This window comes from Paenibacillus sp. JJ1722 (assembly GCF_048282685.1).
In the GTDB taxonomy this organism is placed as follows: domain Bacteria; phylum Bacillota; class Bacilli; order Paenibacillales; family Paenibacillaceae; genus Paenibacillus; species Paenibacillus polymyxa_B.
Map to the genome: position 1 here is coordinate 5,335,414 of NZ_CP182500.1, position 14,194 is coordinate 5,349,607.

Below are 14,194 nucleotides of genomic sequence, written 5' to 3' on the forward strand. Positions count from 1 at the left end.
GTTAAAATACTTTATTTCTTAAGCCTCAATTTCTTTAACAGAAACCAAATGGCTAACTTGATTAATCATCCCGCGAATAGCTGCATTGTCGGGTTGAACTACTTTATGGTTGATTTTACGCAAGCCGAGCGTTTTAACAGTCGTTCTCTGATTACCAGGACGGCCGATCAACGAACGAACGAGGGTAATTTCTAATTTCGCCATGATATTCCCTCCTTAGCCCAGCAGCTCTTCGATGGATTTGCCGCGCAATTTTGCAACTTCTTCAGCGCGTTTCAAGCGGGACAAACCTTCCAAAGTCGCATTGACCATATTCATGGAATTCGAAGAACCCAAAGATTTTGTCAAGATATCACCTACACCAGCAAGTTCCAGTACAGCACGAACCGGACCACCAGCGATAACTCCAGTACCTTCCGATGCCGGTTTCAACAGAACCCGGCCAGCACCGAACTTACCTGTAACAAGGTGAGGAATTGTTGTTCCTACGAGTGGAACGTGAACCAGGTTTTTCTTAGCATCTTCAATACCTTTGCGAATTGCATCAGGTACTTCGCCAGCTTTACCGATTCCAGCGCCTACCCAGCCGTTGCCGTCGCCCACTACTACCAGAGCACTGAAGCTGAAACGGCGTCCGCCTTTGACAACTTTAGCTACACGATTAATATTTACTACTCTTTCAGTCAGTTCCAAAGTATTCGGATCTACACGCAAGTCGTTAACCTCCTTTTGAGAAATGTCTTAGAATTCAAGGCCTGCTTCGCGAGCTGCATCAGCCAAAGCTTGAATCCGTCCATGATACAAGTATCCACCACGGTCAAATACGATGTTAGCATGGCCTTTTTCTTTCGCACGTTTAGCAACGAGTTCGCCAACTTTACGAGCTGCTTCTACACTACCGCCGTTTTTGATTTCGCTGCTCAGTTCTTTATCCATAGTGGATGCAGATACCAATGTTACACCAGCTACATCATCAATCAGTTGTGCGTAGATATGCTTGGAAGAGCGGAATACGTTCAAACGAGGACGTACAGCCGTACCTTCGATTTTCTTACGTACACGCAGATGTCTTCTGACACGTGCTTTATTTTTATCTTGTTTTGTAATCATCTCAAGTTTTCACTCCCTTCAGTTTGCCTTTTAAAACTTTATACTAAGACGCACTGGGTAAAAAAGAAGTACGAAGTCTTTCCTGCAGAAAGACCGCACAAAGTCGGTAAGAAACTTATTTCTTCTTACCGGCTTTACCTTCTTTACGAATGATGCGCTCGCCTTCGTATTTAATCCCTTTACCTTTGTACGGTTCAGGTTCACGAACGGAACGAATTTTAGCAGCGTAGGCACCTACACGCTCTTTATCAATTCCGCGAACGATGATTTTAGTGTTCGAAGGAACTTCGAATTCGATGCCCGCTTCCGGTGTGATTTCAACCGGGTGAGAGTATCCAACGTTCAGAACGATTTTATCTCCGGATTTGCTTGCACGATATCCGACCCCAACCAGCTCCAGAGATTTTGAAAACCCTTCAGTTACACCACTTACCATGTTGTTGACAACGCTGCGGGTTGTTCCATGCAAAGAGCGGTGAAGTTTGTTGTCCGAAGGACGAACTACATTAATTTCATTGTTTTCCACAGTAACGGACATGTCTTTATGAAGCTCACGAGTCAATGTTCCTTTAGGACCTTTAACTGTGATCGCTGTGTTGTTCAAAGTCACGTCAACACCACTTGGTACTGTGATTGGTTTACGACCAATACGGGACATATCTGTTGCACCTCCTATCTTTTAAACGTTATCTTACCAAACGTAGCAAACAACTTCTCCGCCGGCTTTGGACTGACGTGCTTCTTTGTCGGTCATGATACCTTTGGATGTTGAAATGATTGCGATCCCGAGTCCACCCAATACGCGTGGAATCTCATTGCTCTTCGTGTAAACGCGAAGACCTGGTTTACTGATTCTTTTCAAACCTGTAATAACACGCTCGTTGTTCGCACCGTATTTCAAGAAAATACGGATAATCCCTTGTTTGCTATCTTCAACAAATTCCGCATCACGAATGAATCCTTCACGTTTCAGGATGTCGGCGATTTGTTTTTTCATTGTAGATGCAGGCATTTCTACTGTTTCGTGACGAACTGTGTTCGCGTTACGAATACGAGTAAGCATATCTGCAATTGGATCAGACATAGTCATTGTGTATAAACCTCCTTCCCAAACAGGACTTTTTACCAGCTTGCTTTTTTCACGCCAGGAATCTGGCCTTTATAAGCTAATTCACGGAAGCAAATTCTGCAGATCTTAAACTTTTGCAGTACCGAATGTGGACGACCACAACGCTCGCAACGAGTATAAGCACGAACTTTAAACTTTGGTGTGCGTTGTTGTTTGACTTTCATTGAAGTTTTTGCCACTTAGCCTGACACCTCCTAAATAGTTTCGGAGAACAGGGTGTCTTTAAAATCAGACGCCCGAAACGTTATGCCAACATTATTTTGCGAAAGGCATGCCCAGCTGAGTCAGAAGCTCACGGGACTCTTCGTCAGTTTTGGCAGTCGTTACGATAACGATGTCCATACCACGAACTTTATCAACTTGATCATACTCGATTTCCGGGAAGATCAACTGTTCTTTCAGACCAAGCGTGTAGTTACCACGTCCGTCGAAAGCTTTTGTCGATACACCATGGAAGTCACGTACGCGAGGAAGAGTAATGTTGAACAATTTGTCCAAGAAATAATACATACGCTCGCCACGAAGTGTTACCTTTACACCGATCGGCATGTTTTCACGCAATTTAAAACCTGCAATAGATTTTTTTGCGCGAGTGATTACTGGTTTTTGACCAGCAATCAGCTGCATGTCGTTGAGAGCTGAATCAAGTACTTTGGAGTTTTGGACTGCGTCGCCAACACCCATGTTGATTACAACTTTCTCGATTTTAGGCACTTGCATCACTGTTGTATAGTTGAACTTCTGCATCAAAGCAGGAGTGATTTCTTTCAAGAAACGTTCTTTCATTCTTGTTGTAGCCATGAATCATATACCTCCTTTCTTCAAAAAATAATTAGTCGATCACTTCGCCAGAACGTTTTGCAATGCGCACTTTTTTTCCGTTGTCCAAAACTTTGTAACCAACACGGGTTACTTTTCCGCTCTTCGGATCAATGTGCATAACGTTGGAAACGTGAATCGGAGCTTCTTTCTCGATGATGCCGCCTTGTGGATTCAGCTGATTAGGCTTTTGGTGTTTTTTAATCATGTTAACACCTTCCACAAGCACACGGTTTTGACGAGGGTAAGCAGCGATAACGCGACCTTTTTTACCTTTATCTTTACCTGTAATCACCAGAACAGTGTCGTCTTTTTTGACGTGAAGCTTGTTGTTATGGGATTCCAGAACTTTTTTCACTTTTGGCATTTCGTACACCTCCTACGGGCACATTTTAAGGTGAGTTTAGATCACTTCCGGAGCCAAGGAAACGATTTTCATGAAGTCCTTGTCACGAAGTTCGCGAGCAACTGGTCCGAAAATACGAGTACCACGTGGGCTCTTGTCTTCTTTAACGACCACTGCTGCGTTCTCGTCAAATCCGATGTAGGAACCGTCTTTACGGCGGATAGAACGTTTAGTACGAACAACAACCGCTCTTACTACATCACCCTTTTTGACAACGCCGCCTGGTGTTGCTTGTTTTACGGAACAAACGATCAGGTCACCAATTTGAGCTGTACGACGTCCCGTACCACCGAGCACACGGATACACATCAGTTCCTTCGCGCCGGAATTGTCAGCTACAGTCAAACGTGTAAATGGTTGAATCATTTATTTATCCTCCTTTCGGAAAAACTACACTACATTAGATTATAACAGCTTTTTCAACGATTTCGACCAGTCTCCAGTTTTTGTCTTTGGACAAAGGGCGAGTTTCCATGATTTTAACAGTATCACCAATTTGTGCAGTGTTGTTTTCATCATGAGCTTTGAATTTCTTAGTTACTTTAATACGTTTATGGTAGAGATCATGTTTTTTGTAAGTTTCTACAGCAATCACAATCGTTTTATCCATTTTGTCGCTGACTACTTTACCGACTAATACTTTACGGGCATTACGTTCGCTCATTGTTGGCCTCCTTCCTAATTACAGGCGGATTTTCCACCCGGTCTGATATCTTAGCTAATCCCAAGTTCTCTTTCACGGATCACAGTTTTAGCACGAGCAATTTCCTTACGCACAGCGCCGATCCGAGTCGGGTTATCAAGCTGACCGGTAGCGAGTTGAAAACGAAGGTTGAAAAGTTCTTCTTTAAAACCGGAGATCTTTTGTTCGATTTCAGCAGTGGTTAGGTTGCGGAATTCACTAGCCTTCATTTGCTTCACCACCCAATTCTTCACGTTTCACAAACTTAGTTTTGATTGGCAGTTTGTGAGCGGCAAGACGCATTGCTTCACGAGCAATCTCTTCCGGAACACCAGCAAGTTCGAACATAATCTTGCCTGGTTTCACTACTGCAACCCATTTTTCTACGTTACCTTTACCACTACCCATACGAACCTCAAGAGGCTTCTGAGTAATTGGTTTGTCAGGGAAAATTTTAATCCAAACCTTACCACCACGTTTGATGTAACGAGTCATCGCAATACGAGCAGCTTCGATTTGACGGTTAGTAATCCATGCAGGTTCAGTAGCTTGCAAACCGTACTCACCAAAGTTCAGTGTAGTACCGCCTTTTGCACGACCCTTCATATGACCACGTTGTTGTTTACGATGTTTTACGCGTTTTGGTACCAACATGATTAGTTGCCTCCTTCCTGAGGAGCTTGTTTCTTAGCTGGAGGAAGAACCTCTCCACGATAGATCCATACTTTTACGCCAAGACGACCGTAAGTAGTATGAGCTTCCGCTGTACCATAGTCAATGTCGGCACGAAGCGTATGCAGTGGAACAGTTCCTTCGCTGTACCCTTCGGAACGAGCGATTTCGGCACCGCCAAGACGTCCGCCTACTTGAGTTTTAATTCCTTTTGCTCCGGAGCGCATAGTTCTTTGAATCGCTTGTTTCAAAGCACGACGGAAAGAAACACGACGTTCCAATTGTTGTGCAATGCTTTCAGCAACCAGAATTGCGTCCAGTTCAGGATTTTTAATTTCAGAAATATTGATGTGTACCTTTTTACCGCCTGCGATTTTAGTAATTTCATTACGCAGATTTTCAACTTCGGAACCACCCTTACCGATAACCATACCTGGTTTCGCAGTGTGAATCGTTACGTTGACACGGTTAGCTGCTCTCTCGATTTCAACACGGGATACAGCGGAGTCTTTCAATCTTTTTTTCAGATGTTCACGAATTCTAACGTCTTCCAGCAAAAGATCACCGAAATCTTTGCCTGCATACCATTTGGATTCCCAATCACGGATAATACCGATTCGGAGTCCGACGGGATTTACCTTTTGGCCCACACGTTTTCCCTCCTTATTTTTCAGATACCACCAGAGTAATATGACTGGTGCGTTTGTTGATGCGACTTGCACGACCCATTGCACGCGGGCGGAATCGTTTCATTGTAGGACCTTGGTTTACAAAAACCTGAGATACTACCAATTTATTTACGTCCAAAGAGTAGTTGTGATCTGCATTTGCAATCGCAGAATTCAACAATTTCTCAACGACTGGAGAAGCGGACTTTGGAGTGTGACGAAGAATTGCGATCGCCTCACCAACCTGCTTACCGCGAATCAAATCGATAACAAGTTTCACTTTGCGAGCAGAAATCCGTACGGACTTAGCATGTGCTTTTGCTTCCATTGAGTTTACCTCCTCTCAAACACTACGCTGTGTTGATTATCTTCTTGTTTTCTTATCGTCATCCGTATGGCCTTTGTACGTACGTGTTGGAGCAAATTCGCCCAATTTGTGTCCGACCATATCTTCCGTTACGTATACTGGCACGTGTTTACGACCATCGTATACACCAAACGTATGTCCGATAAATTGCGGGAAAATCGTAGAGCGACGGGACCAAGTTTTGATTACCACTTTTTTGTCCGACTCGTTCAAAACCTCTACTTTTTTCAACAGGTAACCATCAATGAATGGTCCTTTTTTGAGACTGCGACCCATTTATGAATCCTCCCTTCGTTAAAACGTAGTCGTTCCTTAATATGTTAACGTGCGACTTAAGCGCACGTTTTATTACTTAGTACGACGACGAACGATGTACTTATCAGATGCTTTACCTTTTTTACGTGTCTTGTAACCAAGGGTTGGTTTACCCCATGGAGACATTGGAGATTTACGTCCGATTGGAGCGCGACCTTCACCACCACCGTGTGGGTGATCGTTAGGGTTCATTACAACACCGCGAACTTCAGGACGTTGTCCCAACCAGCGACTACGACCGGCTTTACCGATTTTCACCAGTTCGTGGTCTTCGTTACCTACAGAACCGATTGTAGCGCGGCAAACTTTCAGAATGCGGCGAACTTCACCAGAAGACAAACGAATTGTAACATACTTTTCTTCTTTACCAAGAAGTTGGGCTTCCGTACCAGCAGCGCGAACGAGTTGGCCACCTTTACCCGGTTTCAATTCAATGTTGTGGATAACCGTACCTACTGGAATGTTTTCCAATGGCAAGGAGTTACCGATTTTGATATCGGAACCTGCACCGGATACCACTTCGTCTCCTACTTTCAGACCTTTAGGAGCGATGATGTAACGTTTTTCACCATCCACATAGTGGATAAGTGCGATGTTGGACGTACGGTTTGGATCATATTCGATCGTAGCAACGCGGCCCGGTATTCCATCTTTGTTACGTTTGAAGTCAATAATACGGTATTTACGTTTGTGTCCGCCGCCTTGATGACGAACTGTAATTTTACCTTGGTTATTGCGTCCAGCTTGCTTGCTCAGAGGTGCCAGCAACGATTTCTCGGGCTGATTAGTTGTAATCTCCTCGAAAGTAGATACAGACATAGCACGTCTGGCCGGGGACGTTGGTTTATACTTTTTAATTGGCACTGAGTTTCCCTCCTTACTTTACAGTTTCAATTATACCGTTTCAAAAAACTCAAGCGGCTTACTGTCTTTGCTCAGCGTTACGAACGCTTTCTTCCACTCGCTCGTATAGCCGGAATGACGTCCGTAGCGTTTTGGTTTTGCAGGAACACGAAGCGTATTTACGTTACTTACTTTCACGTTAAAAATGGCTTCGATTGCTTTTTTAACTTCGACTTTGTTAGAACGAATGTCAACCTCGAAAACGTATTTCAAGTCATTCATCATACCAGCCGTACGTTCGGTGATAACCGGACGTTTGATAATATCACGAGGATCCTTCATTACGCGAGCACCTCCTCTACCTTCTGAACTGCTTCCTTCGTAATGATCAGTTTGTCGTGTCCGAGCACATCAAGAACATTAATGCCGTCTGCGGCTACAAACTTCACACCAGGAATATTACGAGCGGACAGTGCTACATTATCATCATAGCTAGGAGCTACGATCAATGCTTTACGATCAGCTTTAAGGTTATTCAAAATGGCTGCGAATTCTTTCGTTTTAGGTCCGTTCAGTGTAAGAGCGTCCAATACGATAATTTCATTCTCAATCACTTTGGATGACAACGCCGATTTGATCGCCAGACGACGAACCTTTTTAGGCAATTTGTAAGCATAGCTGCGTGGAGTGGGACCGAATACAGTACCGCCACCAACCCATTGCGGTGCACGGATCGAACCTTGACGAGCGCGGCCAGTACCTTTTTGTTTCCAAGGTTTACGTCCGCCACCACGTACTTCAGAACGTCCTTTTACTTTGTGAGTACCTTGACGCAGGGAAGCCAATTGCATAACAACAGCGTCATGAAGAACGTGCTTATTCGGCTCGATACCGAACACTGCGTCGTTCAAATCAATTTCACCAACTTGGCTGCCGCTAATATTAAATAGTGCTACTTTTGGCATTTCGTGTTCCTCCTTTCTTCAGTTGTTTATTTTTTCACCGTTTCTAATACTTTAACGAAGCTATTTTTAGGTCCTGGAATGGAACCTTTCACGAGCAATACATTACGTTCTGTATCGATCTTAACAACTTCAAGACGTTGGATCGTTACCGTTTCATGCCCCATGTGTCCTGGAAGGTGTTTACCTTTAGGAACGCGGTTAGCTTGAATGGAACCCATAGAACCTGGACCTCTGTGGTAACGCGAGCCGTGTGCCATTGGTCCGCGGCTTTGTCCCCAACGTTTGATAACGCCGGCAAAACCTTTACCTTTAGAAATACCTGTTACGTCAACGAATTCGCCTTCTGTGAAGACATCAGCCTTCAGTTCTTGGCCAACCTCGTACGCAGCAAGGTCGATGCCACGAAGTTCACGAACGTAGCGCTTAGGTGCAGTATTTGCTTTTTTCGCATGTCCTGCTTCAGGTTTGTTGGATCTTTTTTCTTTCTTATCAGAGAAACCGAGTTGGATAGCTTCGTATCCATCGTTTTCCAGATCTTTCTTTTGCAGAACAACACAAGGACCTGCTTCGATAACCGTAACAGCAAGTACGTTACCTTCAGGGGTAAACACTTGAGTCATTCCGAGTTTTTTTCCTAAGATACCTTTCATGTTGACACCTCATTTCTTTTCCTAATTACATATTACAATTTAATTTCGATATCTACACCGGACGGCAGGTCCAAGCGCATCAAGGCATCCACAGTTTGTGGAGTCGGGTTAACAATGTCGATCAAACGCTTGTGTGTGCGCATTTCGAACTGCTCCCGGGAATCCTTGTACTTGTGTACCGCACGGAGAATAGTAATGATTTGTTTTTCAGTTGGCAGCGGAATTGGCCCGGATACACCTGCGCCCGAACGTTTAGCTGTTTCAACAATTTTCTCAGCGGATTGATCAAGAATTCTATGATCGTAAGCTTTCAAACGAATACGAATTTTTTGCTTTGCCATTTTAGTCCCTCCTTCTATCGCCCAATTTGGTATCGGACATACTCCGTGAAAATTTTCCGACAGCCCTCCCATGGCAAAGGGGCCGGGTGTGTCAGTAACCTCTCACATCATCGCACAGTCACAAACAACATTAGTTATTATATCGAATAGTTCTGCCTATTGCAAGCAAAAACGAAAAAACAATGCATCTTATTTTCAAAAGATACAATTGTGTTCGCAGCTTGCGATTTTCCCAAGAGAAAAGCCCCCGCACCAGGGCAGGGGCTCGTTTAGCTTCGTTCCAATACAATGTTACTCGTTCCAGTACACTGTTGCTCTATTTAAAGGCTAAAGCCTTCTTATTTGGAGATTGTTGCTACGGCACCAGCGCCAACTGTACGTCCACCTTCACGAATAGAGAACTTAGTTCCTTCTTCGATAGCGATCGGGTTGATCAGTTGAACAGTAACCGTGATGTTATCACCAGGCATTACCATTTCGGAACCTTCTGGCAAAGTAATGATACCAGTTACGTCAGTTGTACGGAAGTAGAACTGTGGACGGTAACCAGTGAAGAAAGGTTTGTGACGTCCACCCTCTTCTTTAGTCAAAACATAGATTTGAGCAGAGAATTCTGTATGAGGTTTAACAGAACCTGGTTTAGCCAATACTTGGCCACGCTCGATTTGTGCACGATCTACACCGCGAAGCAATGCGCCGATGTTATCGCCAGCTTGAGCAGAGTCAAGCAATTTACGGAACATTTCTACGCCTGTTACTACGGATTTACGGGATTCTTCTTGAATACCGATGATTTCGATTTCGTCGCCCACTTTAACAGTACCACGCTCTACACGGCCTGTTGCAACTGTACCACGACCAGTGATGGAGAATACGTCCTCGACAGGCATCAAGAAAGGCTTGTCAGTATCGCGTTCTGGAGTTGGGATATAAGTGTCGATTGTTTCGAACATTTCAACGATTTTCTTAGCATAGTCGCCCTCTGGGTTTTGCAGAGCTTCACGAGCGGAACCGCGAATGATTGGAGTGTCGTCGCCTGGGAAGTCATATTCGCTCAGCAAGTCACGAACTTCCATTTCAACCAATTCCAGCAACTCTTCGTCTTCAACCATGTCGCATTTGTTCAGGAATACAACGATGTAAGGAACACCAACTTGGCGGGACAACAGGATGTGCTCGCGAGTTTGCGGCATTGGGCCGTCAGCTGCGGATACAACCAGAATCGCTCCGTCCATTTGTGCAGCGCCAGTGATCATGTTTTTAACATAGTCGGCGTGACCTGGGCAGTCAACGTGTGCATAGTGACGGTTAGGTGTTTCATATTCCACGTGTGCAGTGGAGATTGTGATACCGCGTTCGCGCTCTTCTGGAGCTTTATCGATTTGATCGAATGCTACAGCAGCACCACCGTAAGTTTTGGACAATACAGTTGTGATTGCAGCAGTCAAAGTAGTTTTACCATGATCGACGTGACCAATAGTACCGATATTAACGTGCGGTTTGTTACGTTCAAACTTAGCCTTTGCCATTTGAACAATTCCTCCTCAATAACTTGTTTTATTTTAGGCTGCCGGATGCCCTTTTGGTAAAACCTTAAGTATACCGGTCAGCTGATACATTGTATTACTCGCCGCCTTTGGTTTTGGCAACGATCTCTTCAGCAATGCTCTTCGGCACTTCTTCATAATGAGAAAGTTCCATAGAGAACACGCCGCGTCCTTGTGTACCGGAGCGAAGTGTAGTCGAGTATCCGAACATTTCGGACAAAGGCACCTTCGCACGAATGATTTGAGCTCCACTACGGGAATCCATACCTTCAATCCGACCACGACGGGAGTTCAACATACCCATTACGTCACCCATGTATTCCTCAGGAACCGTTACTTCAACTTTCATAATCGGCTCAAGCAAAACTGGTTTACATTTGTCTTTCGCTGCTTTCAGCGCCATTGATCCGGCAATTTTAAATGCCATTTCATTGGAATCGACATCATGGTATGATCCGTCCACGATTGTAGCTTTAACGTCCACAAGCGGGAAGCCTGCGATAACGCCGTTTTTCATTTGTTCCTCAATACCAGCAAGAGCAGGTGCGATGTACTCTCTAGGAACAGAGCCGCCGACTACCTTACTTTCGAATTGACTACCAGTACCTGGTTCGAGTGGTTCGAACTCAACCCATACGTGACCATATTGACCACGACCACCGGACTGACGAACGAATTTACCTTCGACACGTGCTGGAGCACGGAACGTTTCACGGTAAGCAACCTGTGGTTTACCCACATTCGTTTCTACCTTGAACTCACGACGCATACGGTCAATGATGATGTCCAAGTGAAGCTCACCCATACCTGCCAAGATGGTTTGACCTGTTTCTTCGTTAGTATGAGCGCGAAGAGTTGGATCCTCTTCAGTCAACTTACCGAGAGCTACAGACATTTTATCTTGGTCAGCTTTGGTTTTAGGCTCAACCGCGATTTCGATAACCGGATCAGGGAAATTCATGGACTCGAGAATAACAGGACTCTTCTCATCACACAGTGTATCACCTGTACCTGTATCTTTCAAACCTACGGCAGCCGCAATATCACCAGAGTAAACTACAGTGATTTCTTGACGACTGTTCGCATGCATTTGAAGAATACGTCCGATACGTTCGCGTTTACCTTTTGTTGCATTCAATACGTAAGAACCGGATTGAAGAACACCGGAGTATACGCGGAAGAATGTCAACTTACCAACGTAAGGATCCGTCATGATTTTGAAGGCCAATGCGGAGAATGGCTCTTCATCGGAAGAGTGACGTTCAACTTCCGTACCGTCTTCCAAATGCCCTTGAATACTTGGCACGTCAGTAGGAGCCGGCAAATAGTCGAGAACAGCATCCAACATCAGCTGAACACCTTTATTGCGGTAAGAAGATCCACAGATAACTGGGAAGATTTTAACTTCTACAACACCTTTACGGAGAGCGGCTTTAATTTCGGCAACCGAAATTTCTTCGCCTTCCAGGTATTTCATTGTCAATTCTTCGTCCAGTTCAGCAACCTTCTCGATCAATTCATTACGGAGTTCTTCAACCTGATCTTTGAATTCCGCAGGAATTTCTACTTCTTCGATATCTTGACCAAGATCATCTTTGTACATATGAGCTTTTTGTTCAACGATATCGATAATACCAGTAAAATCATTTTCTGCGCCGATTGGCAATTGAATCGCAACTGCGTTCGCTTGAAGGCGATCACGCATGTCGGAGACAACATTCAGGAAGTCGGCACCAATGATATCCATTTTGTTTACATATGCGATCCGTGGAACGCCGTAGCGATCAGCCTGTCTCCATACGGTTTCGGACTGAGGCTCAACGCCTTCTTTCGCACTGAAAACACCAACTGCTCCGTCCAATACACGAAGGGAACGTTCAACTTCAACAGTGAAGTCAACGTGCCCCGGGGTGTCGATGATATTGACGCGGTGACCTTTCCAGGCAGCGGTCGTCGCAGCGGAAGTAATCGTGATTCCGCGCTCTTGTTCTTGTTCCATCCAGTCCATTGTCGCAGCGCCTTCGTGAACTTCACCGATTTTATGCGTACGGCCTGTGTAGAACAAGATCCGCTCTGTTGTTGTGGTTTTACCCGCGTCAATATGAGCCATGATCCCGATATTACGTGTATTTTTCAAGGAGAACTCTCTTGCCATGAAATGGGTCTCCCTTCAAAATTGAAGTTATTTTTTTGAGCTGAATCCTACCAACGATAGTGAGCAAACGCTTTGTTTGCTTCAGCCATTTTGTGCGTGTCTTCACGTTTTTTCACGGAAGCGCCTGTGTTGTTGGAAGCATCGATAATTTCAGCCGCCAAACGCTCTTCCATGGTTTTCTCACCGCGGTTGCGGGAGTAGTTTACGAGCCAACGTAATCCCAGGGACGTACGTCTTTCTGGTTTTACCTCGATTGGTACTTGGTAGTTGGCACCGCCGACACGGCGTGCTTTAACTTCCAGGACTGGCATGATATTCTTGATAGCTGCTTCAAAAACTTCCATCGGGTCATTCCCCGTACGTTCTTGGATAAGCTTGAACGCATTGTACAGAATGCTTTGAGCAACGCCTCGTTTTCCGTCGAGCATGATGCGGTTGATCAAGCGGGTAACCAACTTGCTGTTGTATACCGGATCTGGCAACACGTCTCTTTTGGTAACTGGACCTTTGCGTGGCATGGATATCCCCCTTTCTTACATGTTAAACCGACATATGCGGTTTATATCTCATTAGGATTTTTTAGCTTTAGGGCGTTTTGCGCCGTATTTGGAACGAGCTTGCATGCGGTTGTTTACGCCTGCAGTATCCAAAGCACCGCGAACGATATGGTAACGCACACCCGGAAGGTCTTTTACACGACCGCCGCGAATCAGCACTACGCTGTGTTCTTGAAGGTTATGTCCAATACCTGGAATGTAAGCAGTCACCTCTACACGGTTCGTCAAGCGAACACGAGCATATTTACGAAGTGCGGAGTTTGGTTTTTTCGGAGTCATAGTACCTACACGAGTGCACACTCCGCGTTTTTGCGGGGCACTGATGTCGGTAGCTTCACGTTTCAAGGCATTAAAACCTTTTTGCAAAGCCGGTGATTTCGATTTCTCGATTTTGGCTTGACGTCCTTTACGAACCAGTTGGTTAATAGTTGGCATGTTGGTTGCCACCCCCTTCCTCAATTTTTGCTGTTACTTTACAAACCTTATCTAAGCCCACAGACCCAGGCGGTTCATAAAAGAACAAATGAAAAGTCTTTGCCGCCAAGAATAACAATTCCTTAGACAAAAACGTTCCTTACCCTATTGTTTTACGATAGCAGCCATTGCGGCTCCCACTTCAATCCCACATGCAGCTCCGAGATTTTTCATTGTGTCTACGAGAGTCACTTTGACTCCTTGCTTGTTGCACAAAGCAATGATGTTGGAAGTGAGACGCTGATCTGCGTCTTCTGCCACATATACTTCTGAGGCAAAGCCCAATTCTACCATACGAATGGTTTGTTTGGTACCGATTTTGACATGAGCATCTTGCAGTCCCTGTTCTTTAGACATATCTCATTCCTCCGAAAAGACCCAATAGCATATAGGCTGCTCACGCACCTTTGCTATATTAGCATTGACTATAAGTAATGTCAAGACAATTATAAACTATAATCCATTTAAACAGAATAGTACGATTCATTTTTGAA

Annotated in this window: 25 protein-coding genes; all 25 read right to left on the minus strand. The window is 44.8% G+C overall.

The genetic code is table 11. From position 1 onward, the window contains the following. Nucleotides 1–18: 18 nt before the first annotated feature. The 25 genes from rpmD to ACM1ND_RS23885 all read right to left on the minus strand — a co-directional run bounded on the left by rpmD (nt 19) and on the right by ACM1ND_RS23885 (nt 14,057). The gene (rpmD, locus tag ACM1ND_RS23765) at nt 19–204 is read right to left on the minus strand and encodes a 50S ribosomal protein L30 (protein ID WP_013312150.1); all 186 of its coding nucleotides are present in this window, start codon (nt 202–204) and stop codon (nt 19–21) included. A 12-nt stretch (nt 205–216) separates the two neighbouring features. After that, nucleotides 217–714: a 30S ribosomal protein S5 gene (gene rpsE, locus ACM1ND_RS23770; protein ID WP_013312151.1), complete on the minus strand. Its 498-nt coding sequence runs from the start codon at nt 712–714 to the stop codon at nt 217–219. 27 nt (nt 715–741) lie between these two features. Beyond that, nucleotides 742–1,110, minus strand: a complete 369-nt coding sequence (gene rplR / locus ACM1ND_RS23775) for a 50S ribosomal protein L18 (RefSeq protein WP_007432568.1) — start codon at nt 1,108–1,110, stop codon at nt 742–744. 115 nt (nt 1,111–1,225) lie between these two features. Next, a complete protein-coding gene (gene rplF / locus ACM1ND_RS23780) occupies nt 1,226–1,768 on the minus strand; it encodes a 50S ribosomal protein L6 (protein WP_013312152.1) in 543 nt (180 codons plus the stop codon). Between the two features lie 33 nt (nt 1,769–1,801). Then, on the minus strand, nt 1,802–2,200 hold the full coding sequence (gene rpsH, locus ACM1ND_RS23785; RefSeq protein ID WP_007432570.1) for a 30S ribosomal protein S8: 399 nt from the start codon (nt 2,198–2,200) through the stop codon (nt 1,802–1,804). Between the two features lie 32 nt (nt 2,201–2,232). Continuing rightward, nucleotides 2,233–2,418: a type Z 30S ribosomal protein S14 gene (locus tag ACM1ND_RS23790; protein WP_013312154.1), complete on the minus strand. Its 186-nt coding sequence runs from the start codon at nt 2,416–2,418 to the stop codon at nt 2,233–2,235. Nucleotides 2,419–2,494: 76 nt separating this feature from the next. Beyond that, nucleotides 2,495–3,040, minus strand: a complete 546-nt coding sequence (rplE, locus tag ACM1ND_RS23795) for a 50S ribosomal protein L5 (RefSeq protein ID WP_007432571.1) — start codon at nt 3,038–3,040, stop codon at nt 2,495–2,497. Between the two features lie 31 nt (nt 3,041–3,071). Next, on the minus strand, nt 3,072–3,425 hold the full coding sequence (gene rplX / locus ACM1ND_RS23800) for a 50S ribosomal protein L24 (RefSeq protein WP_013312155.1): 354 nt from the start codon (nt 3,423–3,425) through the stop codon (nt 3,072–3,074). A 36-nt stretch (nt 3,426–3,461) separates the two neighbouring features. Continuing rightward, nucleotides 3,462–3,830, minus strand: coding sequence for a 50S ribosomal protein L14 (rplN, locus tag ACM1ND_RS23805; protein ID WP_007432573.1), 369 nt, complete (start codon nt 3,828–3,830; stop codon nt 3,462–3,464). Between the two features lie 34 nt (nt 3,831–3,864). After that, the gene (gene rpsQ / locus ACM1ND_RS23810; protein WP_007432574.1) at nt 3,865–4,128 is read right to left on the minus strand and encodes a 30S ribosomal protein S17; all 264 of its coding nucleotides are present in this window, start codon (nt 4,126–4,128) and stop codon (nt 3,865–3,867) included. A 50-nt stretch (nt 4,129–4,178) separates the two neighbouring features. Continuing rightward, nucleotides 4,179–4,376 (minus strand): 50S ribosomal protein L29, encoded by a 198-nt coding sequence (gene rpmC, locus ACM1ND_RS23815; protein WP_007432575.1) that lies wholly within the window; start codon nt 4,374–4,376, stop codon nt 4,179–4,181. Next, the gene (gene rplP, locus ACM1ND_RS23820; protein WP_007432576.1) at nt 4,366–4,800 is read right to left on the minus strand and encodes a 50S ribosomal protein L16; all 435 of its coding nucleotides are present in this window, start codon (nt 4,798–4,800) and stop codon (nt 4,366–4,368) included. Before rplP ends, rpmC begins: the two co-directional genes overlap by 11 nt. A gap of 2 nt (nt 4,801–4,802) precedes the next feature. Further along, nucleotides 4,803–5,468: a 30S ribosomal protein S3 gene (gene rpsC / locus ACM1ND_RS23825; protein WP_013312156.1), complete on the minus strand. Its 666-nt coding sequence runs from the start codon at nt 5,466–5,468 to the stop codon at nt 4,803–4,805. A 13-nt stretch (nt 5,469–5,481) separates the two neighbouring features. Continuing rightward, the gene (rplV, locus tag ACM1ND_RS23830; protein WP_013312157.1) at nt 5,482–5,814 is read right to left on the minus strand and encodes a 50S ribosomal protein L22; all 333 of its coding nucleotides are present in this window, start codon (nt 5,812–5,814) and stop codon (nt 5,482–5,484) included. 36 nt (nt 5,815–5,850) lie between these two features. Further along, on the minus strand, nt 5,851–6,129 hold the full coding sequence (gene rpsS / locus ACM1ND_RS23835; RefSeq protein ID WP_007432579.1) for a 30S ribosomal protein S19: 279 nt from the start codon (nt 6,127–6,129) through the stop codon (nt 5,851–5,853). Between the two features lie 72 nt (nt 6,130–6,201). Next, on the minus strand, nt 6,202–7,032 hold the full coding sequence (rplB, locus tag ACM1ND_RS23840) for a 50S ribosomal protein L2 (protein ID WP_023990557.1): 831 nt from the start codon (nt 7,030–7,032) through the stop codon (nt 6,202–6,204). Between the two features lie 30 nt (nt 7,033–7,062). Next, nucleotides 7,063–7,353 (minus strand): 50S ribosomal protein L23, encoded by a 291-nt coding sequence (rplW, locus tag ACM1ND_RS23845; protein WP_013312159.1) that lies wholly within the window; start codon nt 7,351–7,353, stop codon nt 7,063–7,065. Next, nucleotides 7,353–7,976 (minus strand): 50S ribosomal protein L4, encoded by a 624-nt coding sequence (rplD, locus tag ACM1ND_RS23850; protein WP_028542618.1) that lies wholly within the window; start codon nt 7,974–7,976, stop codon nt 7,353–7,355. The genes rplW and rplD overlap by 1 nt, the downstream gene beginning before the upstream one ends. 26 nt (nt 7,977–8,002) lie before the next feature. Beyond that, entirely contained in the window at nt 8,003–8,626 is a 624-nt protein-coding gene (gene rplC, locus ACM1ND_RS23855; protein ID WP_013312161.1) for a 50S ribosomal protein L3, read from the minus strand. Nucleotides 8,627–8,658: 32 nt separating this feature from the next. After that, nucleotides 8,659–8,967, minus strand: a complete 309-nt coding sequence (rpsJ, locus tag ACM1ND_RS23860) for a 30S ribosomal protein S10 (protein WP_005544556.1) — start codon at nt 8,965–8,967, stop codon at nt 8,659–8,661. 338 nt (nt 8,968–9,305) lie between these two features. Then, a complete protein-coding gene (tuf, locus tag ACM1ND_RS23865; RefSeq protein WP_028542619.1) occupies nt 9,306–10,496 on the minus strand; it encodes an elongation factor Tu in 1,191 nt (396 codons plus the stop codon). 94 nt (nt 10,497–10,590) lie between these two features. Next, nucleotides 10,591–12,669 carry an elongation factor G gene (fusA, locus tag ACM1ND_RS23870; RefSeq protein WP_023990559.1) on the minus strand — a complete coding sequence of 693 codons (2,079 nt, stop codon included), beginning with the start codon at nt 12,667–12,669 and terminating at the stop codon, nt 10,591–10,593. A gap of 47 nt (nt 12,670–12,716) precedes the next feature. Beyond that, nucleotides 12,717–13,187: a 30S ribosomal protein S7 gene (gene rpsG / locus ACM1ND_RS23875; protein WP_007432586.1), complete on the minus strand. Its 471-nt coding sequence runs from the start codon at nt 13,185–13,187 to the stop codon at nt 12,717–12,719. Nucleotides 13,188–13,238: 51 nt separating this feature from the next. Then, on the minus strand, nt 13,239–13,661 hold the full coding sequence (rpsL, locus tag ACM1ND_RS23880; RefSeq protein WP_007432587.1) for a 30S ribosomal protein S12: 423 nt from the start codon (nt 13,659–13,661) through the stop codon (nt 13,239–13,241). A 144-nt stretch (nt 13,662–13,805) separates the two neighbouring features. After that, entirely contained in the window at nt 13,806–14,057 is a 252-nt protein-coding gene (locus ACM1ND_RS23885) for a ribosomal L7Ae/L30e/S12e/Gadd45 family protein (RefSeq protein ID WP_007432588.1), read from the minus strand. Nucleotides 14,058–14,194: the final 137 nt, after the last annotated feature.